General features: G+C 69.4%; 16 protein-coding genes. 6 read left to right on the top strand and 10 right to left on the bottom strand.

What is annotated here, in order from left to right:
• Nucleotides 1-32: 32 nt before the first annotated feature.
• From KY501_RS20660 to KY501_RS20675, 4 genes are read right to left on the bottom strand one after another with little or no spacing between them, the layout of a single operon-like run.
• A complete protein-coding gene (locus tag KY501_RS20660; RefSeq protein WP_224364928.1) occupies nt 33-3,200 on the bottom strand; it encodes an efflux RND transporter permease subunit in 3,168 nt (1,055 codons plus the stop codon).
• Complete coding sequence (locus KY501_RS20665) at nt 3,201-4,364, bottom strand: efflux RND transporter periplasmic adaptor subunit (protein WP_224364929.1); 1,164 nt, start codon at nt 4,362-4,364, stop codon at nt 3,201-3,203.
• Entirely contained in the window at nt 4,361-4,912 is a 552-nt protein-coding gene (locus tag KY501_RS20670) for a hypothetical protein (protein ID WP_224364930.1), read from the bottom strand. Before KY501_RS20670 ends, KY501_RS20665 begins: the two co-directional genes overlap by 4 nt.
• Nucleotides 4,909-6,156 carry a TolC family protein gene (locus KY501_RS20675; RefSeq protein WP_224364931.1) on the bottom strand — a complete coding sequence of 416 codons (1,248 nt, stop codon included), beginning with the start codon at nt 6,154-6,156 and terminating at the stop codon, nt 4,909-4,911. Before KY501_RS20675 ends, KY501_RS20670 begins: the two co-directional genes overlap by 4 nt.
• Nucleotides 6,157-6,357: 201 nt before the next feature.
• On the opposite strand from KY501_RS20675, the gene KY501_RS20680 reads away from it, so the two are divergent.
• Nucleotides 6,358-7,386 (top strand): hypothetical protein, encoded by a 1,029-nt coding sequence (locus tag KY501_RS20680; RefSeq protein ID WP_224364932.1) that lies wholly within the window; start codon nt 6,358-6,360, stop codon nt 7,384-7,386.
• A 138-nt stretch (nt 7,387-7,524) separates the two neighbouring features.
• Entirely contained in the window at nt 7,525-8,742 is a 1,218-nt protein-coding gene (locus KY501_RS20685) for an MFS transporter (RefSeq protein WP_224364933.1), read from the top strand.
• Nucleotides 8,743-8,803: 61 nt separating this feature from the next.
• On the opposite strand, the gene KY501_RS20690 is transcribed toward KY501_RS20685, so the two are convergent.
• From KY501_RS20690 to KY501_RS20705, 4 genes are all read right to left on the bottom strand, one after another.
• Nucleotides 8,804-9,829 (bottom strand): inorganic phosphate transporter, encoded by a 1,026-nt coding sequence (locus KY501_RS20690; protein WP_224364934.1) that lies wholly within the window; start codon nt 9,827-9,829, stop codon nt 8,804-8,806.
• 1 nt (nt 9,830) lies between these two features.
• Nucleotides 9,831-10,457: a DUF47 domain-containing protein gene (locus tag KY501_RS20695; RefSeq protein WP_224364935.1), complete on the bottom strand. Its 627-nt coding sequence runs from the start codon at nt 10,455-10,457 to the stop codon at nt 9,831-9,833.
• 186 nt (nt 10,458-10,643) lie between these two features.
• The gene (locus tag KY501_RS20700) at nt 10,644-12,038 is read right to left on the bottom strand and encodes a sigma-54-dependent transcriptional regulator (RefSeq protein WP_224364936.1); all 1,395 of its coding nucleotides are present in this window, start codon (nt 12,036-12,038) and stop codon (nt 10,644-10,646) included.
• Nucleotides 12,035-13,480, bottom strand: coding sequence for a sensor histidine kinase (locus tag KY501_RS20705; RefSeq protein WP_224364937.1), 1,446 nt, complete (start codon nt 13,478-13,480; stop codon nt 12,035-12,037). Before KY501_RS20705 ends, KY501_RS20700 begins: the two co-directional genes overlap by 4 nt.
• 327 nt (nt 13,481-13,807) lie before the next feature.
• On the opposite strand from KY501_RS20705, the gene KY501_RS20710 reads away from it, so the two are divergent.
• From KY501_RS20710 to KY501_RS20725, 4 genes are all read left to right on the top strand, one after another.
• Nucleotides 13,808-15,337 (top strand): choice-of-anchor A family protein, encoded by a 1,530-nt coding sequence (locus tag KY501_RS20710; RefSeq protein WP_309242980.1) that lies wholly within the window; start codon nt 13,808-13,810, stop codon nt 15,335-15,337.
• Nucleotides 15,338-15,603: 266 nt separating this feature from the next.
• A complete protein-coding gene (locus tag KY501_RS20715; protein ID WP_224364938.1) occupies nt 15,604-16,539 on the top strand; it encodes an MBL fold metallo-hydrolase in 936 nt (311 codons plus the stop codon).
• Nucleotides 16,540-16,570: 31 nt separating this feature from the next.
• Nucleotides 16,571-18,328, top strand: coding sequence for a M14 family zinc carboxypeptidase (locus KY501_RS20720; RefSeq protein ID WP_224364939.1), 1,758 nt, complete (start codon nt 16,571-16,573; stop codon nt 18,326-18,328).
• Between the two features lie 190 nt (nt 18,329-18,518).
• Entirely contained in the window at nt 18,519-19,511 is a 993-nt protein-coding gene (locus KY501_RS20725) for a TIGR02266 family protein (RefSeq protein WP_224364940.1), read from the top strand.
• A gap of 3 nt (nt 19,512-19,514) precedes the next feature.
• On the opposite strand, the gene KY501_RS20730 is transcribed toward KY501_RS20725, so the two are convergent.
• Both KY501_RS20730 and KY501_RS20735 read right to left on the bottom strand, forming a co-directional pair.
• Nucleotides 19,515-23,303 carry an AAA family ATPase gene (locus tag KY501_RS20730; protein WP_224364941.1) on the bottom strand — a complete coding sequence of 1,263 codons (3,789 nt, stop codon included), beginning with the start codon at nt 23,301-23,303 and terminating at the stop codon, nt 19,515-19,517.
• Nucleotides 23,300-24,541, bottom strand: a complete 1,242-nt coding sequence (locus tag KY501_RS20735; RefSeq protein WP_224364942.1) for an exonuclease SbcCD subunit D C-terminal domain-containing protein — start codon at nt 24,539-24,541, stop codon at nt 23,300-23,302. Before KY501_RS20735 ends, KY501_RS20730 begins: the two co-directional genes overlap by 4 nt.
• Nucleotides 24,542-24,743: the final 202 nt, after the last annotated feature.

A 24,743-nucleotide genomic window follows, 5' to 3' on the forward strand; every position in this document is an offset into this window, starting at 1 on the left:
GTCCTCCAGAACATTCCTACCCATGACTTTCCTCAGGCGCTCCCCGGCAGGCTGCCCGCCGGCGAGGGAGCCAGCGTCTGGCCCTCCTCCTCACGAGCTGCCTGCTTGCGCGCCAGGTACCTCTCCAAGGCCGGGCGGCCGAATCGATAGAACACGGCAGGCGTGACGACCATGTCCAGGAGCGTCGAGCTGACCAGACCTCCCAGGATGACCGTGGCCACCGGGTGAAGGATCTCCTTGCCCGGAACTCCCGAAGCCAGCGCCAGCGGCACCAGTGCCAGACCCGCCGTCAGCGCCGTCATCATTACCGGCACCAACCTCTCCAACGAACCGCGCACCACCAGCTCCGGTCCGAAGCGCTCGCCCTCCACCTCCACCAGGTGCAGGTAGTGCGAGATCATCATGATGGTGTTCCGGCTGGCGATGCCACACAGGGTGATGAAGCCCACCAACGTAGCCACCGACAGCGTGCGGTCCGTCAGCAGCACCGCCACCACGCTGCCCACGAGCGCCAGCGGGATGTTCAGCATCACCTGGAGCACCAGCCGCACCGAGCGGAAGTGCGAGTACAGCACCCCGAACATCCCCACGAGCGACACCAGCGACAGCAACGCGATGAGGCGCGTGGCCGATTGCTGGCTCTCGAACTGCCCCTCGTAGGCGATAGAGGAGCCCGTGGGCAGCTTCACGTGCTCGGCGACGCGAGAGCGCACCTCGTCCACCGCGCTCCCCAGGTCCCGGCCCGCCACGTTCGCCATCACCACCACGCGCCGCTGCAGGTGATCGTGGTTGATCATGTTGGGGCCGCGCGTCTCCACCACCTCCGCCACCGCCGACACGGGCACTCGCGCCCCCGAGGGCGTATCCACCAACGCCCGCCGGAAGGCCTCCGCGCTCGCCCGAGCCGAGTCCTCGTAGCGCACCAGCACGTCGAACGTCCGCTGCCCCTCCAACACCTGCCCCACCACCGCACCGTTGAAGGCCTTCTCGAGCTGCTCGGCCATGGCGCCCGGCTGCACGCCCAGCCGCGCCGCCTCCTCCCGCTTCAGCCGCACCTGGAGCTGCGGAATGAGCGTCTGCTGCTCCACCTGCAGATCCACGATGCCGGGCACCTCGGACATGACCTGGCGCACCTCCTCCGCCTTGGCTCGCAGCACGTCCAAGTCCTGCCCGAAGAGCTTCACCGCCACCTGCGCGCGGATGCCCGAGAGCAGGTGATCCAACCGGTGGGAGATGGGCTGGCCCACGGACACGGAGACTCCCGGCAACTGCGCGAGACGGCTGCGCATGTCAGCTAGCACCTCGGCGCGCGGGCGGCCTCCCTCCTTGAAGTCCACGTCCAGCTCCGAGTAGTGGACACCCTCCGCGTGCTCGTCCTGCTCGGCGCGGCCCGTGCGCCGGCCCACCGTGCTCACCTCGGGTACCGAGACGATGAGCCGCTCGGCCAGCAACCCCAGCCGGTTGGACTCCTCCAGCGAAGTGCCCGGAGACGCCAGCACGTTCACCGTCGCTGTGCCCTCGTTGAACGTCGGCAGGAAGCTGCGTCCCAGGAAGGGCACCGTGGCCGCCGCCCCAACGACCAGCACCGCCGCCGCCCCCATCACCACACCTGGGTGCGCCAGGGACACCTGGTAGAGCCGTCGCGCCCGCTGCTTCAGGGCTCGCACCAGCGCGCTGTCTCCGTGCTCCAGCAGGCGGCCTCGGGGCAGCAGGTACGCGCACAGCACCGGCGTCACCGTGAGCGACACCGCCAGCGAGGCCAGGATCGACACGATGTACGCCACGCCCAGCGGCGCGAAGAGACGGCCCTCGATACCTCCCATCGCGAACAGCGGCAGGAACACCAGCACCACGATGAGCGTCGCGAAGACGATGGAGTTCCGAACCTCGGAAGAGGCGCGGAAGATGACGCGCAGCACGGGCTCGGGCCGCTCCTTCTGGCGGTTCTCCCTCAGCCTCCGGTAGACGTTCTCCACGTCCACGATGGCGTCATCCACCAGCTCGCCGATCGCCACCGCCAGCCCACCCAGGGTGAGCGTGTTGATGGACAGCCCGAACGCATCCATCACCAGCGCCGTGATGACGAAGGAGAGCGGGATGGCAGTGAGCGTGATGGCCGTGGTGCGCACGTTGGCCAGGAACAGGAACAGCACCACCACCACCAGGATGGCTCCGTCCCGCAGCGCCTCCTCCACGTTGCCGATGGCGGCCTCAATGAACCGGGCCTGCTGGAAGAGCGTCTCGACGTGCACGTCCGCCGGCAGCGTGCGTCGCAGCTCCGTCATCGCCGTCTCTACCTGTCCGGTGAGCTCCAGTGTGCTGGCCCCCGGCTGCTTCTGCACCGCGAGGATGACCGCGGGCCTGCCGTTCATTCCCCCGTCCCCGCGCTTCACCGCCGGGCCCGCCTTCACCTCGGCCACCTGGGAGAGCCGCACGGGCACGCCGTCTCGCACCGCCACCACCGTGCCGGCCAGATCCTCCACGGAGGCGCTGCGAGCCAGGTTGCGCACCAGATACTCGCGTCCACCGCGCGTGACGAAACCGCCCGTGGTGTTGCCCTGCGCCAGCCCCGCCGCCCGCTCCACCTCCTCCAGCGTCAGCCCGAAGGCCAGCAGCTTCTCCGGATCCACCAGCACCTGGAGCTGCTTCACCCCGCCTCCCATCACCGTCACCTGGGCAATCCCCGGGATGCTCAACAGGCGCTGGCGGATGACCCAGTCGGCCAGCGAGCGCAGCTCCAGCGGCGAGGTGCGATCTCCCTCGCTCTGCACCCCCAACAGGAGGATCTCCCCCATGATGGAGGAGACCGGCGCCAGCTGCGGCACCACGTCGCGAGGCAGCCCCTCTCTCGCCACCTGGAGCCGCTCCGCAACCAACTGCCGGTCCCGGTAGATGTCCGTGCCCCAGTCGAACTCCACATAGATGACCGCGAGCCCCACCGCCGAGGATGAGCGCACCCGCCGCACGCCGGGCGCTCCGTTCATCGCCACCTCAATGGGGCGGGTGACGAGCGCCTCCACCTCCTCCGGCGACAGGCCTCCCGCCTCCGTCATCACCGTCACAGTGGGCCGGTTGAGGTCCGGGAACACATCCACCGGCAACCGGGTGACAACCCAGCCTCCATAGAGGAGCAGCGCCGCCGCCGCCAGGACGACGAAGAGCCGGTGCCGCAGCGAGAAGAGGATGATGCGGTCCAGCATCTAGCGCCCTCCCCTCGTCGCCTGGAGCGTCGCCACGCCCTGCACCACCACGCGCTCGCCCTCCTTCAGTCCCTGCCGCACCGCTCGCCACGAGCCATCCCGGACTCCGAGCACCACCTCACGCCGCTCGAAGGACTCGGGCGCGGTGTGGATGAAGATGAAGCTGCGGCCCTCTTCCTCCACCACGGCGGACTCAGGCACCGCCAGCACCTGCTGAGCACCCCCGGCGCCGATCGCCACCTCCACGAACATGCCGGGCCGCAAGCGCCCTTCCTTGTTGTCCAGCTCGAACAGGACACGGACGCTGCGCGTGGACTCATCCACCATCTGCCCCACGTGGTACAGCCGCGCGGGGAAGTGCTGATCCTCGTACGCCTCGCTGTGCACCAGCGCCCCCGTGGCGCTCTCCACTCGCGCCACGTCGTTCTCGTACACGCGCGCCTCCACCCAGACGACGGCCGCGTCCAACACGGTGAAGAGCGGGCGCGACGGCTCTACCTGCGCGCCCACCGTGGCCCGGGCCTCCACCAGCACTCCGTCGATGGGCGCGGTGAGCGTGAAGCGCGCGGTGCCCTGCCCCTGGCGTGCTCCCGACAGCACCTCCTTCGCGGAGCGAGCGCGGTTCAACTCCTCCTCGGCGGTGCGCACTGCCAGCTCTGCCTGCTGCACTTCTTTCTCCGCGACGACGCCCTTCAGGGACTCGAGCCTCGCCAGATCCTTCCGCGCCTGCTCCAGCGCAGCCTGGGCTCGCGTGGCCTCGGCCTCGGCCTGGAGGAGCCCCGTGGACAGGCCCGTGGATTCGGAGGCGGAGAGGCTCTGCTGCACGGTGGCGAGCACCTGCCCCTTCTTCACCCGCTGCCCCACGAGCGGCACGGCGCTCCCCGTCGCGGTGACGATGCCGGGAACAGGCGATGCCACCTGGGCATAGCGGTCCGTCCGGGGAATGACCTTGCCCGGTGCCACCAGGCGCGCCTCCAGCGAGCGCACTCGGGCGCGCTCGGTGCGGAGTTCCAACAGGAACTGCGTCTCCTTCGGCAGGGTGAATGCCGGTCCGGCAGCGGCGGACGGCGTGGGCGCAGCACCGTGCTCCTCCGTACCGTGGCCCCATGCCACCGTGGCCGCGAGCAGCACCGCGGCAGGTCCGCTGCGCATCCATCGCGTCATGGCGTCACCCTTCGCATCCGTCGAGCCAGGGTCCACGCTCCGATTCCCGCAAGCCCCACTCCGGCGGCCAGTGCCAGGAGCCACGTCTTCGATGCGCCACTCCCCTGGGCTGACGCGTGCTCCTCGGGCTCCAGGTGCACCATCCCGAGCGAGAGCACATCCACAGCGTCCCCCCGAGTCACCGTAACCACCGCGGCGAACTCGGCCCCCACGGGCAGCTCGGCGTCGGCCAAGTACACCCCCGGCGAATCCATCTTCGGCGCCAACTTCTGCACGGAGGGCCCCGTGAGCGTCAGCTCCACCTGCGCGCCCAGAACCGGAGCGTTGGTGTCCGTCTCGGCAACGAGCACGCGCACCGGTGTCCTCCCACCCTCGCCATGCTCCGGATGTTCGAGCACCACCTCGAAGACATCTCCCGTAGCACCCAGGACATGGGCATCCCCCCGTGCGGAGGCCACTGGCGGAGACGCCTCACCATGCTCCTCGCCTCCATGGGCCAGAGCCGGTGCTGCCACCATCCAGCACAGCAGGCAGAGCCAACGGATCATCGAGGGACCTCTCCCGTCGGCAGGCGCCCGGACGCACGAAGGAGGGCCGCACGAGCCTGGGCGAACTCCGCCACCGCATCGATGGCCTCGCCTCGCGCGGCATAGGCACGGTCCCTCGCGAGCAGGAGCGCATCCAACCCCACCTCGCCCACCTCATAGGCTCGCTGCACAAGCGACAGGTTGCGCTCGATTCCCGGGAGCGCGGCCGTGAGTGCTGCCTCGGCACTCCGAGCCGCCTCATAGTTCTCGCGAGCAGACTCCCGCTCCGCCTCCACCTCCCGCTCCCGGCTCTCTCGCTCCGCCTCACGCGCCGCGAGCCGGGCCCGAGCCGCCGCCAGCTCCCCCTGGTTGCGGTTCCACAGCGGCAACGGCACGGAGAGCCGTGCCACCACCATCGAGCCCGTGTGCACATCCGGCCCGGTGGCGTGCTCCTCGAGCCGAGACTCCCGCTCGTACCCAAGGCTCACGGTGGGATCGGGAATGCGCTCCCGACGCAGTAACTTCTCCTCCGCCCGAGCCGCTTCGGCCTCCGCCTGGGCCGCCTCAACCTCCGGCGCCTCCACGGCAAGCTCGCCCGTGAGAGCCACGGTCTCCAGTGCCAACGTGAGCCCCTCACGCGCCGGCCGCCCGAGAAGCCGGTTCAACTCCGCCCGAGCCACTCCCAGCGCGGCCCGAGCCTGCGCCGAACGTGCCTCGGCCCGAGCCCGCTCCAGCGCCGCCGCGTTGCGCTCCAGCTCCGCCACATCTCCCGCGGCGAAGCGCCGCGCCGTGGCCTCCTCCAGCGCCCGCGCCGCTGTGAGCGCCTCGTCCGACACGCGCAGGTGCGCCTCTCGCCGCACCCACTCCGCCGCTGCGTTCGCGGCCTCTCGCGCCACGCGAAGCTCCACCCCGCGCCGCCGGGCCTGCGCCGCCGCAAGCGCCGCCTCCGCCCGCTCCACCCGCGAGCCTCGCTGCCCAGCCACCTGCAATTGCTGGCTGAGCGCCACGGACAGCCGCCGCTCGCCCTGGTCCTGCGTCACCGCATCCGTGCCGTACTCCACCTCGAGCTGGGGATTCTCACGCACCCACCGCCCATCCGCCTCGAGGACTCCCTGCGCGCCCGCCTCCTCGGCGCGAGCCGCCGCCACCTCGGGGCTCTTCGCCAACGCCTCACCCACCACGTGCTCCAACCTCCATGCCGCTCCAGGTTCAGGAGCAGCCGTCGCGGCAAGGAGCAACGTCAGGGTGGCGGGCAGAGCGAGCATGCACCCCACTCCATCGCAAGCTCCGTACCGGCGCACGAATTCGTGATTCCGGGCACTTGGCTCCCAGCGTGGCGCCTCGAGTGTGACCGCTCACGTCACACTGTGACCCTCCGCTCCGATTCGAAATTTCACGCCCAGGAATATTCGCCACACCGCGCGTAACGGGTTCGACACCTCATTCCAACCCAGGAGCAGTCCTCCATGAAGACTTCCGTGACGAGCCGCTTCCAGCCGCTGGCGCTGGCAACCCTGTCTGCCTCGCTGCTGCTGGGGTGTGGAGGCGTCGAGGGCGAGTTCGAGGACTCCGCCCCCACCGAGACGGAGCTGGCTACGACGAGCGAGGCGCTCACCGTCAACGGCATCACCGCGACCTGGACCAAGGTGGGCACGCCCTATGCCGCCAGCCGGATCGCCGTCTGCGACTACGACACCATCTACGCGCTCAACGACGATGCCACCCTGCATAGGGGCAACGGAACCGACAACGGCTGGGTCTACAAAGGCTATCCCTCGGCGGCGCGAGACATCGGCTGCTCGGGCGATAGCTGGGTCTGGGCACTCAACGAGGACAAGAGCTTCTACGAGAACCACGAAGGGGGGAGCGACACGGCGTGGACGTACCGGGGGACTGTGCCAACCCTCGGGCACATCGGCTCCTACCTACACCCCTCCAGCTACAAGGCGCTCGGGCTCAACACGGATGGCAGCGCGTACAGCTACGACTACTCCACGAAGAAGTGGACGTACGAGGCCACCTTCCTCGGCGCAGCGGAGGCGACCAAGGTGAAGGACCGGTGGTTCGTCCTCATCGGAGGGCACGTGAACTTCTCGCATGGGAGCCCCCTGACGCTGACGTCCTTCCCGATCAAGGCTGGGACACTCTCCAAGTTGGTTCGCGACGTGAGCGCCGCCTCTCCCTACGAGGTGTGGGCGCTCACGGAGGGGCGCGAGCTCTACAAGGGTGTCCTCTCGGAGGCGGCCTGCCAGGATGGCCTCGACAACGAGGGGGACTCCCGGGCCGATGGCAATGACCCGGATTGCTACCCCTCGCTGGGCACGAGCCTGTGCGGCGTCATGCCCTGGGACGGCAGCTTCTGCCTCAGCCGCCTGGGCATCTCCTCGAACGCGCTCGCGGTGTGCAGCGGCGGGAAGCTGGTCTCCACGAGGGGCGGCGACTGGTGCAACGAGTACGGCGCGGGCGGCTCGGACACCATCGGCATCCTGCAGTAGACGGGCGGACATGTCGTCCCACGGGCACCTGCGTGCCAGAGAAGTGCCTGTGTGAGCAGGGATTGAAGTAGAAGGCGGAGCACTCGGGCCACCCCGGGTGCTCCCCGTCTCTTTGGCGGGCTGCCTCGCAAGAGACGCATGAACACCTCGACGCCCCGCCCCCCAGCAACCGCCCTCCTCATCCTCGCCTACCTGGCCTTCGTCAGCCTCGGCCTGCCGGACGCGGTGCTCGGCGTCGCGTGGCCGTCCCTGCGGGACACCTTCCAGCTGCCTCAAGCCCTGCTCGGTGCACCCCTGGCCGTCGGCGCGGCCACGTACTTCTTCTCGGGGTTGCTCGCGGGCAAATTGATCACGCGCGTGGGCATTGGCCTGTTGCTGGCGGCGAGCACCGCGCTCGTGTCCGCGGGGGTCCTCGGGTTCGCCGCCGCGCCGGCCTTCTTCGTCATCCTCCTCGTGACGCCGTTCATGGGGTTCGGCTCCGGGGCCATCGACGCGGCGCTCAATACGTACGCGGCTCGCAACTTCAGCCCCAGGCACATGTCGTGGCTCCATGCCGCGTATGCACTGGGTGCCACGACGGGCCCCGCGATCATGACGTCGGTGCTCAGCCGGGGAGCCTCATGGCGGGTGGGCTATGCGGTGGTGGGATTCTCTCTCGCGGCCCTGGCGCTGGCCTTCACCGTGGCGAAGCGGCGGTGGGACGCGGGGCAGCCCGCAACCGAGGTCGTGGTGGATGCGCCCGGCAACGTGGGCCCCGTCCAGCAGGACTCGCCGCCGGTCGGCACGTGGTCCGCGCTGCGCAGTGGCCGGGTGTGGCTGCAGATCGCCATCTTCTTCTTCTACACGGGCATCGAGGTCTCCGCGGGCCAGTGGAGCTACACCATCCTCAAGGAGGGACGCGGACTCAGCGCTCCCGCCGCAGGCACCTGGGTCGCCGTGTACTGGGGCGGCCTGCTCGCGGGACGGCTCGTGCTGGGCTTCGTGGTCGAGCGGGTGGGAACGGTGCGGATGCTCCGGCTGGCCATGCTGGGCGCGCTGCTCTCCGCGGCCTTCTTCGCCATCCCGGGGCTGTCCTTCGGAGCCATCGCGCTGCCGCTGCTGTCGTTCTCCCTGGCCTCCATCTACCCGGGGCTCATGGCGGAGACTCCTCGGCGCGTGGGAGAGCAGACGGCGCCGCACGCGGTGGGCTTCCAGGTGAGCGCCGCGACGCTGGGGGTGGCGGTGCTCCCGAGCCTCGCGGGAATCGCGAGTGAGCGCTTCGGGCTCGACGCAATCGGGCCGGTGATTGCCTTCTGCGCCTTGATGATCTTCATCCTGCACGAGCGGCTCGTGGCCATCGCCGACACGAAGGCCTGACCCTGGCAGAGCCCCGGAGCCGCCTCCGGGAACACTGCCAGAGCGCACCGCGGGACCCTTCCTACCCCACCGCCCTCAGCACCACCCAGGTGAGCCCGTAGACGAGCAGGGCCACCAGCGCGGCGGCGGGGATGGTGAACACCCAGGCCCAGATGATGCGGCCAGCCACGCCCCACTTCACCGCGCGCCAGCCCTTCGTGGAGCCCACGCCCACAATCGCGCCGGTGATGGTGTGCGTGGTGGACACGGGGATGCCCAGCTTCGCCAGGAAGATGATGGTGACACCGCCACCCGTCTCCGCGCTGAAGCCGCCGATGGGCGCCAGCTTCGTCAGGCTGTGGCCCATCGTCTTGATGATGCGCCAGCCGCCAAAGAAGGTCCCCAGCGCGATGGCCGCGTGGCAGGAGAGGATCATCCACGTGTCGATGTGGAACTCCCGCTCCTTCCAGATGGTGCCGAACAGCACCACGGCGATGATGCCCATCACCTTCTGAGCGTCGTTGGTCCCGTGGCTGAACGAGAAGATGGCCGAGGAGACCAGCTGAAGCCGCCGGAACCACGTGTCCACCTTGAGGGGAGTCTGGCGGTGCACGGCCCAGGTGCTCGCCAGCATCATCAAGGTTCCGAGCAGCACCCCCATCACCGGCGAGAGCACGATGAAGGCGGCGATCTTCGCGATGCCCGAGCCCACCAAGCCGTGAAAGCCCAGCACCGGAATCGTGGCGCCGATCATCCCTCCGGCGAGCGCGTGGGACGAGGAGGACGGCAGTCCCCACCACCACGTCAGCAGGTTCCACGCGATGGCGCCCATCAGCGCGGAGAAGATGACCATCAGCACCGCGTGCGAGCCCGCGGCGCGCAGCTGCTCGAAGTCGATGATGCCCTTGCCCATGGTGTTGGCCACCTTCACCCCACCGCCGAACGCCGCGATGAAGTTGAAGAAGGCCGCCCACGCCACCGCCAGGTTCGGCGACAGCACCCGCGTGGACACCACCGTGGCGATGGAGTTGGCCGCGTCATGGAAGCCGTTGATGAAGTCGAAGATGAGCGCAACCGCGACGATGAGGATGACAGCCGTGAGCAACATCTCAGGAGTGCTCCAGGACCACGCCCTCGATCACGTTCGCCACGCCGAGGCACTTGTCGGTTGCCGTCTCGATCATGTCGTAGATCTCCTTCCACTTGATGACTGTGAGGGGATCCGCGCCGCTCTTGAAGAGGCGGCCCACGCCAGCGCGCAGCACCTCGTCCGCCTGCGTCTCCAGCTTCTTGATGGCCCGGCAGCCCTCGAGGATCTGCTGCGGCTGCTTGATGTGGCGCAGCGCCGCCACCACCTCGCGGACCTTCTCGGCGCTCTGCACCAGCAGCCGCGCCAATTCCGTGGCGTCCGGCAGGCTGGTCTCGATTTCGTAGTAGTGCAGCCGCGAGGCCGCCGCGTTGGTGAAATCCAGTACGTCGTCGATGCGCGACAGCAGCGAGTGGATCTGCGTGCGATCGAACGGGGTGATGAACTGCTGGTGCAGGCGGTTGAAGGCGGTGTGCGTCACCTCGTCGCCCTTGTGCTCCACATCCTTGAGCGCCTGGACGCGGGCGGCCACGTCCCGGTAGTCGCTCAGCAGGGCGTAGAGCATCTTCGTACCCTCCACCGTCGCCGCGCACTGGGCGTCGAAGTCGTCGAAGAACTCGTCGGACTTGGGCATCAACTTCTGGAGCATTCAGCCTCCTGGGCGCCCACGGAGGCGGGCGCGGGAAACGATGGGAGGCCGTGACATTCACGACACCTTCCCGTTGCGGAGGCGTGACCTAGCGCACCTGGGGAGAATCTCCAGTGCTCAATGACGGAGGTAATCTTTTTCACGTGGGATGATCTCTCACCCACGTCTCCATCCAGAAAAGCCCTTTTATTCCGAGCGTTTGAAGTCGTCCGAGCGGACACCGTAGCGCTTGAGGAGCCGGTGCAGGCTCTCGCGCTCCATGCCGGCTCGCTCGGCCGCATGGGTGACGTTGCCGCCGAACTCCTGCATCAGCGCCACGAGGTACTCGCGAGACACCGCGTCGCGTGCGCTGTCCACCGCCTCGCGGTACGGCATCTTCGCCAGGCTTTCGGTGGGCAGCGTTCCGGCCGTCGCTCCCGCGAGCTCGGAGGGCAGGTCCTCGAGCCGGATGCGCGAGCCCTGTGTCACCGCCACGGCGCGGGCCACGGCATTCTCGAGCTGCCTCACGTTGCCCGGCCACGCGTAGCCGGTAAGCGCTCGCAGCGCCTCGGGAGTGAAGCCCTCCAGCGCGCGTCCGGCCCTGGACAGGAAGTGCATCGCCAGCAGGGGGATGTCCTCTCGACGCTCGCGCAGGGCCGGCATGCGGACGGTGAAGACGTTGAGCCGGTAGTAGAGGTCCTCTCGGAAGCGCCCCGCAGACACCTCGGCCTGGAGCTCCCGGTGCGTGGCCGCCACCACGCGCACGTCCACCCTCACCGGCTGGGTGGTGCCCACGCGCCGCACCTCCTTCTCCTGCAGCGCGCGGTTGAGCTTCACCTGCATCGGCGCGGGCAGATCACCCACCTCGTCCAGGAAGAGCGTGCCACCATGGGCCTCCTCGAAGAGTCCGGCCTTGGCCACCGTGGCACCCGTAAAGGCACCCTTCGCGTGCCCGAACAGCTCGCTCTCCACCAGGTCCGCAGGCAGGGCGCCGCAGTTCACCGCCACGAAGGAGCCGCCGCACCGGGGGCTCTCGGCGTGGACGGAGCGTGCCGCCAGTTCCTTGCCCGTACCCGTCTCTCCCGTGAGCAGCACCGTGAAGTCGCGCGCCGCGCCCTGGGACAGCAGCGCGCACGTCTGCCGCATCGCCGCGCTGGTGCCCAGCAGCCCGTGGAAGTCCGGCGCCGTGGCCAGCCGCTCCTTCAGACCCTCCGCCTCCCGCCGCTGCCTGCGCCGCTCCAGCGCCCGCGCCACCACCAGCGCCACCTCATCTGGATCGAACGGCTTGGCCAGGTAGTCGTACGCGCCCTCGCGCATGGCCTCCACCGCCTTGGGGATGCTGGCGTACGCCGTGACGAGCACCACCTCCGTGGCCGGTGCGCGCCTCTTCACCTCGCGCAGCACCGCGAAGCCGTCCGCGCCCGGCATCTGGATGTCCGTCACCACCACATCGAACTCGCGCGAGGCCACCAGCACCAGCGCCCGCTCCCCGTCCCCCGCCGTCGTCACCGCGTAGGCGTCTCCGAGGATGCGCGAGAACAGCTTGAGCATGTTCTCCTTGTCGTCCACCACCAGGACGCTCGGCTTGCTGGCGTCGCTCATGCGCCCTCCCTGGCCGGCGGCAGGAGCAGCGTGAAGCGCGCCCCACCCAGCGGCCCGGTGTCAGCCTCGATGCGCCCACCGTGCGCGTGCGCGATGGCCTGGCTCACCGCGAGCCCCAGCCCCGTGCCCGAAGTCTTCGTCGTGAAGAAGGGCTCGAACAGCCTCGGCCGGTCCTCCGGCTTCACCCCCGGCCCCGAGTCCGACACCGCCACGCTCGCGCCTCCGTCCGTGCGACCCTCGATGCGCACGGCCACGTGGCCTCCAGGGCCCGCGGCCTCGGCGGCGTTCTTCACCAGGTTGAAGAGCACCTGCCGCACCCGCTGCGGGTGGGCCCGTGCGGAAGCATCTCCCTCCACGCGCACCTCCACGTCTCCCAGCCTCGCGGCCTCCTGGAGCCGGGCAATGACTTCATCGCAGACCTCGCGCAGCGCCACCGCCTCCACCGCCACCCGTCCCGGCCGGGACAAGTCCAGAAGCCCCTCGACGATCTCCTGGCAGCGGACAGCCTCCTCCTCCACCACCTTGAGATCCTCCGCGAGCGAGCCCTCCGCCTTGCGCTGCAACAACCGCACATAGCCGAGGATGACGCCGAGCGGGTTGTTGATCTCATGCGCCACGCCCGCCGCCAGTCGGCCGATGCCCGCGAGCTTCTCGTGCTGGACGAGCTGCTCCTGGTGCGCTCGCAGCGCCTCCGTCATCCGGTTGAATTGGGCCGCCAGCCGGCCGAACTCATCCGGCTCGCCCTCGGGGATGCGGGTGTCCAGCTCTCCCCGCGCCAGCCGCGAGGCACCCTCGGTCAGCCGGGCCACGGGCCGCGCCACGGAGTTTCCGATGTAGAGCCCCACGCCCGCGGCGAACAGCGTGGCCCCACCGAGGAACAGCAGCACCCACTGGAAACTCGTGTGCTCCACCGCGCCCACGTGCTCGGCGAACGAGCCGATGGACGCATCGAACCTCCGGCCCAACGCATCCGCTCGGGCCTGGATGAGGGCCACGAGCTCCAGCGCCCGCCCGTGGGCGGCCGTCACCGCGGCATGATCCTGGGCCACCACGGCGGGCAGCAGCGTCTCCCGGTAGAGCCGGTCCAGCGCATCTCCAGACTGCTGGATGTCTCCCACCCAGGCCCGCTCCTCGGCGTCCTGGGCCTGCTCCTGAAGCCGGTGGGTGAGCGCTTCCACGCGGGCCCGCGCCTCCGCGTGAAAGCGGGCATGGCTGTCGTTGCCCAGGATGATGGTGTGCGCCAGGTGGGCGTACTCGTCCCTCACGGCCGTGGCGAGCTCCAGCGAGGTGCGCACCCGGTTGCTGGCCGTCTGCAGGGCGTGCGAACCGTCATGGATCTCCGTCAGCCGCCCCAGCGCGAACAGGGACGCGGCGGCGAACAGCGCCACCAGCGCTCCAAAGGCGAACAGCAGCTTGCGGGTGATTCCAGAAGGAGGGGCCACCGGCGCTCCTCTACGTGTGAGGACTTTCGCTCTCAAGTCTCAATATTCAAGAATCACGGTAAAAATGCATTTGTGACCGAATTCGGCTTGCGCTCTTTCGCACACCTTGGGTAAAAGATACCCACCTCGGCAGTGGTGATCCGACTTTGGGGAGGGAGCGCTCACATGAACAGCCATATTGATAACCTCTGGAATTCTGGGCGGAATTTTCTGTTTGTTTCGCTCGCTCTGCTGACCGCCTGTGGTGATGTGGCAGAGCAGACCCCCTCCGAGTCCCCGCGGACCACATCCGCGCCGGTGAGTGCAACGGAGTCCGGGTGCATCGATGTGAACCTGACCGATTACAACCTGTTCCTCCTGGAGAACTACTCCGGCGGACACGATGTGGTGGGCAAGGTGGCCGTCGGTGGCAACCTCTCCATGACCGACTTCTCCGTGGGCGGCGGCCTGGACCCGAGCGACACCGCCAACGTTCTGGTGGCTGGTGGCAACCTCTCCGTTTCCCGTGGCGCCATCTTCGGTGATGCCCGCTACGGCGGCACCTTTACCACCGACCCCTCCGTCGTCTTCCCGCGCGGCTCGGCGGCCCAGGGCACCCCCGTCGACTTCGCGGCCCGTGCCACCCAGATCAAGCAGATGTCCGCGCAGCTGGGCGCCCTGCCGGCCAACGGCACCACCCGCCGTGAGAGCTGGGGCGGCATCTTCCTGAAGGGCACCGACGCCGCCACCAACATCGTCGACGTCAACGCCAGCGACTTCACCGGTGCCAAGTACTTCTCCATCGAGGCCCCGGCGGGCTCCCTCGTCGTCGTCAACATCCGCGGCGCCTCCGCCACCTTCACCGGCTTCGGCATCTCCTTCAGCGGTGGCATCGACCAGCACGGCGTCCTGTTCAACTTCGTGGACACCACCCTCATCGAGGCTCACGGCTTCGGTTTCTGGGGCACCGTCCTGGCGCCCTTCGCCCACGTCTCCTTCAGCGATGGCAGCTTCGACGGCGGCATCTACGCGAAGTCGCTCACGGGCAACGCCGAGGGCCACATCAACGCGCTCACCCGCCGCTCGGTGTGCATGCAGGCCCCGCATCCGGAGTGCATCCAGGTGAAGCTGGCCGACTACAACCTGTTCCTCCTGAAGGACTACTCCGGTGGTCACGATGTCGTGGGCAAGGTGGCTGCTGGCGGGAACATCTCCATGACCAACTTCTCGGTGGGCGGCGACCTCGACGCCAGTGACACCGCCAACGTCCTGGTGGCCGGCGGCAACCTTTCCCTCTCCCGTGGCGCCGTCTTCGGTGATGCCCGCTACGGTGGCACCTTCACCACCGACCCCTCTGTCGTCTTCCCGCGCGGCTCGGCGGCCCAGGGCACGCCCATCGACTTCGCGGCTCGCGAGACCGAGCTCAAGCAGCTGTCCGCGCAGCTGGGCGCCCTGACGGCCAACGGCAACGTCCGCCGCGAGAACTGGGGCGGCACCTTCCTGTTCCTGAAGGGCACCGACGCCGCCACCAACGTCTTCAACGTCAACGCCAGCGACTTCACCGGCGCCAAGTACTTCTCCATCGAGGCTCCGGCGGGCTCCCTGGCCGTCGTGAACATCCGCGGCGCCTCCGCCACCTTCACCGGCTTTGGAATCGAGCGCAGCGGCGGCATCGACCAGCACGGCATCCTCTTCAACTTCATCGACACCACGAACATCAACGCCCACGGCTTCGGCTTCTGGGGCACCGTCCTGGCTCCCTACGCGCACCTCGACTTCAGCGATGGCAGCTTCGACGGCGGCATCTACGCCGAGTCGCTCACGGGCAATGCCGAGGGCCACATCAACGCGCTGGCCGAGAAGACCCTCTGCCAGTAGTCACAGCGTCACACCCCCGAGGCCACGTGGGCTTCACGCGTGGCCTCGTGCCGGGATGAACCCCTCCCGGCCCCTGTAGCACCGGGTCCACGAGGCGCGGCCCCGCCCGGGACCTCTTCTCCCCGCCTGGAAGCCGCACCCTGACCACTCCTGCCTACCTGGCCGCTCTCCCAGCCAGCGGCTCGCGAGCCCCCCTTGCGCTGACCGGCCCCGGGCGAGCATGACTGGGTCCCACGGGCCCAGAACCGCCCCAGGAGAGAGCCTTCATGGCGCCGCGCTTCAAGAACCTCGACGGCAGTGTGCCGCACGGCTTCGACACCGTCTTCAAGTGGGCGGTGACGGACAAGCTCACCGGCCGCCGCCGCAAGTCCCCGGACCGGGCCCCCGTGCCCCGCGTCGAGCCGGACCTCGCCATGCTGGCCACCCCTCCCGCCCCGGGCGAGGGCGCGCGCCTCACCTGGCTCGGACACGCCAGCTGGCTGGTGCAGCTCGACGGCCTCTCCCTGGTCATCGATCCGGTGCTCCGCGACTCCATCAACGTCGTCATCCGCCGCAACGTGCCCGCGGGCGTCCCTCCGGAGAAGCTGCCGCCCATCACCGCCAGCCTCGTCTCGCACAACCACTACGATCACCTGGACATGCCTTCGCTGGAGGCCGTCGGCTCCCCCGTCGTCACCGGCCTGGGCCACGCGAAGCTCTTCCGGGGCCGCAAGATGGGGTGCACCGAGCTGGACTGGTGGGGCTCCACGAAGGTGGGGCCGGTCACCATCCACTATGTCCCCTCGCAGCACTGGAGCCGCCGCGCCCTGGCCGATGCCAACGAGATGCTCTGGGGCGGCTTCGTCATCGAGGGCTCCAGCGCCCGCCTCTACCACTCCGGAGACACCGCCTACTTCGAGGGCTTCAAGGAGATCGGCCGCCGCTACCCGGGCATCGACGCGGCCATGCTGCCCATCGGCGCGTATGACCCGGCGTGGTTCATGAGCAAGCAGCACATGAACCCCGAGGAGGCCGTGCAGGCCTTCGAGGACCTGGGGGCCTCGCGCTTCCTCGCCATGCACTGGGGGACCTTCAAGCTCACCGATGAGCCGCTCGACGAGCCGCCGCAGCGCCTGAACGCGGAGTGGACCCGCCGCAACTGGTCGCGCGAGAAGCTCCACGTGCTCGCCGTGGGCGAGAGCCTCACTGTTCGGCAGCCTTGAGCCAACCGGGCAGGTATGGTGAGGAGCCATCATGCTCCTGCCCTCCCTGCTCACCGTCCTGCTCACCCAGGCTCCGCTCACCACCACCGCCGAGCGCTCCAACTGGCTCCGCACCGGCCGCTACGCCGAGGTGGAGTCCCTCTGCCGCGACTTCCCCAAGTCCTTCCCGGGCAAGGTGCGCTGCGAGACGTTCGGCACCACCCCCGAGGGCCGTCCCATGCTCGCGCTCGTCGCCAGCGCGGATGGCACGTTCACCTCGGCCGCCAACGCGAAGAAGGGCCGCCCCGTCGTCCTGTTCCAGGGCGGCATCCACGCCGGAGAGATCGACGGCAAGGACGCCGGCTTCTGGCTGCTGAGGGACCTGCTCTCGGGCAAGACGCTGCCGGGGGTGCTGGGCCAGGTGACGGCCGTGTTCGTCCCCGTCTTCAACATCGACGGCCACGAGCGCTTCGGCCCCAACAACCGCCCCAACCAGGTGGGCCCCGAGGAGATGGGCTGGCGCGTCACCGCCCAGAACTACAACCTCAACCGGGACTACGTGAAGGCGGATGCGCCCGAGATGGTGGCGCTGCTCACCTACCTGCATGCGTGGAACCCGGTCTTCTATATCGATCTCCACGTCACCGACGGCGCCAAGTTCGAGCACGACGTCTCGCTGACCATCGAGCCGCTGCGGGGAGGCCCCCAGCCCCTGCGCACCCTGGGGAAGAAGCTCGAGGAGACCCTCATCTCGGAGTTGCAGACCCAGGGGCACCTGCCCGTCACCTTCTACCCGTCCTTCATCAAGGATGACGACCCGGCCTCCGGTTTCGCCGAGGGAGTGGCGCCGCCCCGCTTCGCGCAGAACTACTGGGCCGCGAACGGCCGCTTCGGGATGCTGGTGGAGACGCACTCGTGGAGGCCCTATGCCCACCGAGTGAAGACCACGCGCGATGTGCTGGAGGACTCGCTGCGCTTCGTGGCGAGCAACGGCGCAGCCATGCAGGCCGCGGTGAAGTCGGTGGACACGGCCACCGAGGCCGGACAGGTGCGCGAGGTGACGCTCGCCTACAAGCACACCGACAAGAACCACCCCATCGACTTCCGGGGCTACGCCTACACCTTCGAGCCCTCGCCCATCTCCAACCAGAAGGTGGTGCGCTACGACGACACGAAGCCGCAGGTGTGGAAGGTGCCACTCTTCGATGAGGTGGTGCCCGACTTCACGGTGCCGCTGCCCAAGGCCGGCTACGTGATTCCCGCGGCGCACGCCGCGTGGGTGGAGGCCAAACTGCGCGCCCACGGCGTGCGCTTCCAGCGGCTGGACAAGGAACTCCCCGCGACGGACGTGGGAGCCTTCCGCGCCACTGAGGCGAAGTTCTCGCCGCAGTCCTACGAGGGCCACCAGAACCTCACCGTGAAGGGCGAGTGGAAGTCGGAGAAGCAGACCCTCACCGCGGGCTCGCTCTACGTGCCGGTGGCCCAGCCTGGCGTGACGCTGATCGCCCACCTGCTGGAGCCCAACGGGCCGGACTCGCTGCTCTCCTGGGGCTTCTTCAACACCCACTTCGAGCAGAAGGAGTACATCGAGGAGTACGTGCTGGAGCCCTACGCCCGCGAGCTGCTCGCCAAAGACGCCACGGTGAAGGCCGCCTGGGAGGCTCGGCTCAAGGATCCGGCCTTCGCCGCGGATCCGCGCGCCCGCCTGCGCTTCTTCTACGAGCGCCACCCCACCTACGACGCCCGCTTCAACCTCTACCCCGTCTTCCGCCTGGACACCGCGCCCACGGGCCTGCGACCCGTCCGGTGAGGGACACGGACTCCTTCCTGATCAGCAAGCCCCCCCTCCTTTTCCACGCCCCGTGAGGGATGTGTTCCCTTCCGGGAGTCAATGCTACAGCCGTGTGAGGAGGGTGCCGCCGCCCACTCCCTGACAGGTTGGCTCAACTTTCCACGCCGAGATGTGGAGGTCCGAAGTAGCTCGGGTATGTTCCCAGGCCGTGGCTACCTTCAGTCTCGCAGCCTTGTGGAACGCCTCCGCCATCCCCGGCCATGTGGCCGGCATCGTGGAGGCCATCGATGAGCTGCTGCCGTCGACGCAGCCCGTCGAGATCATCATCGCCCTGCGCGAAAACGAGGCCAACCTCGAGCTGAAGCTGGAGATGTCCGACTTCCCCCGGCTCGAGATGGACCGGTTCGCCTGGGAAATCAAGCAGAGCAAGGGCACCCTCGTCGAGATGTGGAAGCTGCCCAAGGCCGAGCGCGATGCCTTCCGCGCCGCCGCCTTCTCCGGCAACATCGTCACCGCGGAGAACTACTGGACCGCGGCCAGCACCCTCAAGGAGCACCTGGAGGGCATCACCGCGCGCGGCCTGAAGAAGATGGCACCGCCCCAGGGCCTGCCCCACGCCAACCGGGTGCCCCCACCCTCGGCGGCTCCCGCGCAGCCCAAGGCCCCGGTCCGAGCCCCGGCCCCCGTCCTCGAGGACGAGCCGCTGTCGCCCGAAGCCGTCGACGAGCCCATCGAGGCCCTCGAGCCGGTGGAGGGTGACGAAGAGCCCATCGAGGCCATCGAGCCGGTGGACGAGGTGGTGGAGCCCGAAGCGGTCGACGAGCCCATCGGGGCTGTCGACGAGCCCATCCAGGCGGAAGACGAACCCATCCAGCCGCCCTCAGGGCCGGAGCTGCGGCGCTACAAGCGCTTCCCCGTCAACCTGGAGATGGAGTTCCGCACGGAGCTGGACTTCGTCCGCGAGCACGCGACGAACATCTCCAACGGAGGCCTCTTCGTGCGCAGCGCGCACCGGCCGCCCCTCGACTCCATCGTCCGGGTGGACGTGAGGCTGCCCAACGGCGATCGGCTCCAGGGCGAGGCGCTGGTGGTGCACGTGGTGGATGATCCGTACAAGGGAGGCGTGGGGCTCGCGTTCCTCAGCGACGACTCCAGCTTCGCGGAGACGCTGGACCGGTACCTGGCGAGCCTGGCCCCTTAGGCCTCACGCCACCTTCTTCCCGGTGCCCGACACCGGTGGTTCGGGCAGCACGGCGAGACTGCCCTCTGCCTCCACCACGAGGCGGCTGCGGCCCCCGCCCTGCTTCACCACGCGCACCTGCGCGCCAATGCGCTCGGCCAGCCCGGACACGTGGGAGATGATGCCCACCTGCCGGCCCGTGGCCTGGAGCGCGTCGAGCGTGGCCAGCGCCACCTCCAGCGTCTCCGGATCCAGGGTGCCGAAGCCCTCGTCGATGAAGAGCGTCTCCACCTGCGTCGTCTCGGACGAGAGCGAGGCCAGCCCCAACGCCAGCGCCAGGGAGACGAGGAAGGACTCGCCGCCCGAGAGGCTCGCCAGGCTGCGGATCTCGTCGCCCATGTCCTGGTCCACCACCTGAAGATCCAGGTCGTAGCCCGGCACGCGCATGAGCTTGTAGCGCCGGGCCAGTTCCTCCAGGTGGGCGTTGGCGTGCAGCAACAGCGCGTCCAGGGTGAGGCTCTGGGCGAAGACCTTGAACTTCTTCCCGTCCGCCGAGCCGATGAGCTCGTGGAGCGACTTCCAGACCTCGGCGGCGCGGCGGCGGGCCTCCAGGGCGTGGGCCTCGGCGCCGTAGCGGCTCCGGGCCTCATCGTCTTGATCGAGCCGGGCCTTCGAACGGGCGGCGACGGCGCGGCGGGTGTCCACCTCGGTGCGTGCGTTCTCGCAGGCGGCGGTGACTTCGGCCTCGGGCAGGGCAGGAGCGCTGGAGGACTCGTGCTTCGCGCGCCAGGCACGGCGCTCCTCGAACACCGTGCGGGCGCGTGCGAGGGCCTCGTGGAATTCCGCGAGCGCCCGGGCCTCATCCTCACACCACGCGGTGCCCTTGGCGAGCAGCGTGCGGACATCCTCCCTCGTCACGCCCCGGCCTTCCAGGAGCGCAGCGAGCGCCGCCTGGGCCTGTTCCAGCACTTCGGCAGCCTGGACGCGCCCCTTCGCGGCCTCCTCGGCGCGCGCGGTGGCGACCGCCGCGGCCTGGGTCGCGGACACCGAAGCCTCACGTGCATTCTCGTAGCTCTGCGTGGCCGCCTCCACGGCGGCCCTCAAGAACGCACGGACCTGCTCGGTGGCTCGGCCTTCCAACACCTTCGAACGCGAAGCCTGCGTGGCCGTGAGGGCCTCATCCGCCCGCATCCAGGTGCGGGCGAGCTCCTCGGCGGCCTCGTGTTGAGCATCCTTTCGAGCCTCGGCTGCCACCCTGTGGCCACGGGCTTCGACCTCGCGGGCCTGGGCGCTCTCGAGCGCCTCCTTGCGGACATTCCACTCGGCCACCTTGTCCGCGCAACGCTTCCGGAAGCCCGCAGGGTCGGCGGTGAGCCGAGGCTCCCACTCCTTCGAGCCCCCGAAGGCCGGCTCCAGCACGACGAGCGTCTGCTTCCGAGCCTCCGCGGCCTGCTCCGCCTCACGCTCGGCTTCCTGGGACGAACGCTCGGTTTGGGTGAAGGCGTCCTCCGCGCGCCGCTGTGCCTCGACCGCCGCCTCCAGCCGTGAGCGACAGACCTCCAGAGCGGCGCGCGCCTCACGCGCCTTGCGGGCCCGTGCCTCGGCGGCCTCTTCCTCGGCTCGCACCGTCGTGAGCCGTGCCTGCGCATCCTTCAGCGCCGCCTCGATCCAAGCGGCAGCCTCTGCAGCCTCCGCCTGCTCGGGAGGAAGCGACTGCTCGAGCCGTGCACGGGCCTGGCTCCACGCCTCGCGATGCCCCGAGCGCCGAGAGGCCGCGGTATCCCTCCGAGCCTCCGCCTGGGTCTGCCGAGGCCGGGCCGCCTGTTCCCGCGCGAGTGCTGCCGCTTCCTTGCGTTCCGCGGAGGTACGCTCCGTCTCCAACACCTCGACCCGTTTCAAGGCATCGACGAGGAGCCCCTCCAGTGCTGCCTCGGCGCGACCGTAGGGATGCTCCTTGGCGCCACAGAGCGGGCAAGGCTCCCCGTCTCGCAGCGACGCCCGATGGGACGCGAGACTCTGGGCTGCCTGTGCCTGGACCTGTGACCGCTGTGCCTCCTTCAGCCGAGTCTCCAGTTCCTGCCGCTGGTCTGCGGCCTCACGCGCCTCCGCCGCAGCCGTCTCCGCTTCCCGCCGCGCTACCTCCGCCTCCTCGAGGGATTTCTGCTCCTCCGTGGCTTCGGCAACGGCACCTTCCCGGGCTACGCCCAACACCCGCAGCGCCTCGTGCCGGGCGAGCAGCGCCTCTCGAAGCGCACGCCGGGCCGCGCCCGCGTCTTCACCGGCCGCCGCCTCGGCGTGGGTCACGGTGGCCTGCGCCATCTCCGTGGACTCGGCGGCGGCCTGACGCTCCTGACGCCGCAGCTCCGCCCCTTCACGCAGCCGCGCCACGTCCTTGCCGAGCTGGGCCACCTTGGCCCGGGCCTGCTGTTCGCTCTGGGCGGAGCGCTCGTAGCGAACGAATTCCGCCTCCCACCGTGGCCACTCGCGAGCGAGCGCCTCCATGCGGGCGTGGTCCATCAACCACTTCTGCGCCGCCTCCGCCGCCGTGCGTGCCGCCGCCTCCTGTTGGATGATGCCCTCGAGCACCCCATTCGCCTGGGCCTCGGCCACGCGCGCCTTCTCCACTCGCTGCGAAGCCTCCTGAGCATCGCGCCGTTCCACGGCGAGTTGGGCATCCAACCGCGCCGCCTCGGCCAGAGCTGGACCCGCGGTCTCCTCCGCCGTCTGCGCCGCCGCACGAGCCACGTCCGCCTGGAGCAGCTCGGCCTCATGAGCCCCCGATGCCGCGAGCGCCTTCTCCGCCTCCGCCGCCCGCACCACCTGGGCTGCCGAGGCTTCCGCCAACGCACGGTCCGCGTTCTCGACCGCGGCCACGGGCCCTCGGAAGGATTCCGCCGCGCGCACCCGGGCCAGCAGTTCTTCCCGAGGCGCCGCTGCCTTCACCACCTCTTCCGCACGAGTCTGGACCCCCGAGGCCTCCCGCTCGGACTCCACGAGTCGGATCCGCGCCGCGTACCACTCCACCGCGATCGTGGCTTCCTTCAGCGCACCCTCCGCCTTCGTGCGCGCCGCATCCTCCTCCGCGAGCGCCCGTTCCACTGCGGTGCGCTCCTCATCGGAGAGGCGGGAGATGGCCGCCAGCCCCGCCTCCATCTTCTCCAACTGGGCCTGCTCGGCCCTGTGGCGCTCGTGCGCGGCGATGGAGAGCTGGCTGTACACCTCCGTCCCCGTCATGCGCTCGAGCAGCTCCGCGCGCTCACTGGCATCCGCGCGCAGGAAGGCGGCGAACTCGCCCTGGGCCAGCAGCGCCGAGCGGCGGAACTGATCAAAGGACAGCCCGAGCCGCTGCTCGATGGCCTCGAGCACCTCGGACTTGGTGCGGCCGAAGGTCTGCCCCGAGGCCACGTCGGTGAGGCTCAGCTCCTGAGGCCGGAAGCGGCCCTCGGCCTTGTTGCGAGCACGCCAGACGGACCACCGGGCGCGGTAACGCCGTCCATCCTTGCCCAGGAAGTCCACTTCGGCATGCCCCTCGGCGGCGCCTCTCCGGAGCACGCCACGCACGTCATGAGACAGGAGGCGGTCATCCAGCTCTTCACCAGGGCGCCCCACCGGCACGCCGCCGCGCCCGGCGAGCCGAGGCGTGCGATCGAAAAGGGCCAGGCACAGTGCATCCAGGAGCGTGCTCTTGCCCGCACCCGTGGCGCCCGTGATGGCAAACAGGCCCAGCTTGTCGAGCGGTGGCCGGTCCAGCTCCAGCGCGAATTCCCCGGCAAGGCTCGTGAGGTTGAGACCGCGGATGGCGAGGATCCTCACGAGGCATCCTCCTGGACGTGGGTGAGCAGCGAGTGGAAGGCCTCGAGCAACTCGGGGGCCATGGGCTCCTGATAGAAGCGGGAGTAGCGCGCCTTGAAGACATCCTCGGGGGTGCGCTCGCGCAGGGAGAGGCTGGGCTGGGATTCGGCGAGCACCAGGCCGGTGCCGGTATACGTCGGAGTCAGCTTCACGAGCCGAGCCGCCTTGCCCTCCAGGGCCGCCTCCACCTTGCGGCGCAGCGAGGGCTCGGGCTTCGTCAGGGACACGCAGACTTCGAGATAGGGACGCGCCTGCTCGGGGGTCTCCGGCTCCAGCGCGGGTAGCTCGGCCAGCTTCGCGAGCACGTCATCCAGGGGCAACACGTCCCGTTCGGGCACGCGCACCATGTCCGCGGTGCGAGGCACGGAGAGCGGGCGCACCGAGCCGAGCACATCGTCCTCGAGTTCCACGAGCAGCACCTGGTGGCGGTAGTGGGCCTCGCTCAAGGAGAGCGGGATGGGCGAGCCGCTGTAGCGAACACCCTCGCGGCCGCCCACGCGTTGCGCCTTGTGCAAATGGCCCAGGGCTGCGTACGCGACATCCTCGGGGAACAGATCCACGGGGAGGGCGTGCTGGTTGCCACCGAGGATCTTCCGCTCGCTGAGCGCGGACAGCTCGGTGCCGACCATGTAGCAGTGGCCCATGGCGACGAGGGCCTGCCCGGGCTGCCGGCGACGGCGAGCCGCTTCCAGCGCGAGGCCATACACCTCGCGCACGCCGTCGATGAGACGATCGCCCTCGGACTTCACGAAGGGGAGGTCGACGGGGCGCAGGTACGGCACCGCAGCCACCCACGCCTTCACACGGCCGCGAGAGTCATGGAGCGGGACGAGCAGCCGGTCGAAGTCGAGCGCGCCCCCCGAGCGAGGCACCCCGCCGACCACGCGGACACCGAGCGCCGCGAACAAGGGGTCTGGCGCATCGAGGCGAGCGGCGGAGTCATGGTTGCCGCCGATGACGACGACATCGAGCCGGGGCAGCTTGCGGCGGGCGCGAGCGATGAAGTGGTACCAGGCCGCCTGCGCCTCGGCGCTGGGGTTGGAGGTGTCGAAGATGTCTCCGGCGACGAGGAGCGCATCGACGCTCTGGGCCTCGAGGGTATCGAGGAGCCAGTCCAGGAAGGCGGCATGCTCCGCCTCCCGGGAGACGTCGTACAACGTATGCCCCAGGTGCCAGTCCGACGTGTGCAGCAGACGCATCCGGTTACCACCCCTCCTCGGCCGCGCGCGCAGCCTCCAACACTCCAGCCTCCCGGTCCAAGCACCGGGCGGGGGGTCGCTTACACGTCCGGTCTGACATTCACAAATCCGCGAGGAAATCCGGGCACTTCCACAAGTCGCCCACCCTCGCAGGTGGAGCGAGGCGATCCCACATGCGGGGATGGCCAGCCGAGCAAGCGTC

The organism is Hyalangium versicolor, from assembly GCF_020103695.1.
GTDB classification, from domain to species: Bacteria; Myxococcota; Myxococcia; order Myxococcales; family Myxococcaceae; genus Hyalangium; species Hyalangium versicolor.

Coding starts and splice junctions, on each gene's coding strand:
- KY501_RS20695 (WP_224364935.1), bottom strand. CDS start 10,457: ATGCTCCAGAAGTTGATGCCCAAGTCCGACGAGTTCTTCGACGACTTC.
- KY501_RS20675 (WP_224364931.1), bottom strand. CDS start 6,156: ATGCTCGCTCTGCCCGCCACCCTGACGTTGCTCCTTGCCGCGACGGCT.
- KY501_RS20665 (WP_224364929.1), bottom strand. CDS start 4,364: ATGACGCGATGGATGCGCAGCGGACCTGCCGCGGTGCTGCTCGCGGCC.
- KY501_RS20660 (WP_224364928.1), bottom strand. CDS start 3,200: ATGCTGGACCGCATCATCCTCTTCTCGCTGCGGCACCGGCTCTTCGTC.
- KY501_RS20670 (WP_224364930.1), bottom strand. CDS start 4,912: ATGATCCGTTGGCTCTGCCTGCTGTGCTGGATGGTGGCAGCACCGGCT.
- KY501_RS20680 (WP_224364932.1), top strand. CDS start 6,358: ATGAAGACTTCCGTGACGAGCCGCTTCCAGCCGCTGGCGCTGGCAACC.
- KY501_RS20700 (WP_224364936.1), bottom strand. CDS start 12,038: ATGAGCGACGCCAGCAAGCCGAGCGTCCTGGTGGTGGACGACAAGGAG.
- KY501_RS20685 (WP_224364933.1), top strand. CDS start 7,525: ATGAACACCTCGACGCCCCGCCCCCCAGCAACCGCCCTCCTCATCCTC.
- KY501_RS20715 (WP_224364938.1), top strand. CDS start 15,604: ATGGCGCCGCGCTTCAAGAACCTCGACGGCAGTGTGCCGCACGGCTTC.
- KY501_RS20735 (WP_224364942.1), bottom strand. CDS start 24,541: ATGCGTCTGCTGCACACGTCGGACTGGCACCTGGGGCATACGTTGTAC.
- KY501_RS20720 (WP_224364939.1), top strand. CDS start 16,571: ATGCTCCTGCCCTCCCTGCTCACCGTCCTGCTCACCCAGGCTCCGCTC.
- KY501_RS20690 (WP_224364934.1), bottom strand. CDS start 9,829: ATGTTGCTCACGGCTGTCATCCTCATCGTCGCGGTTGCGCTCATCTTC.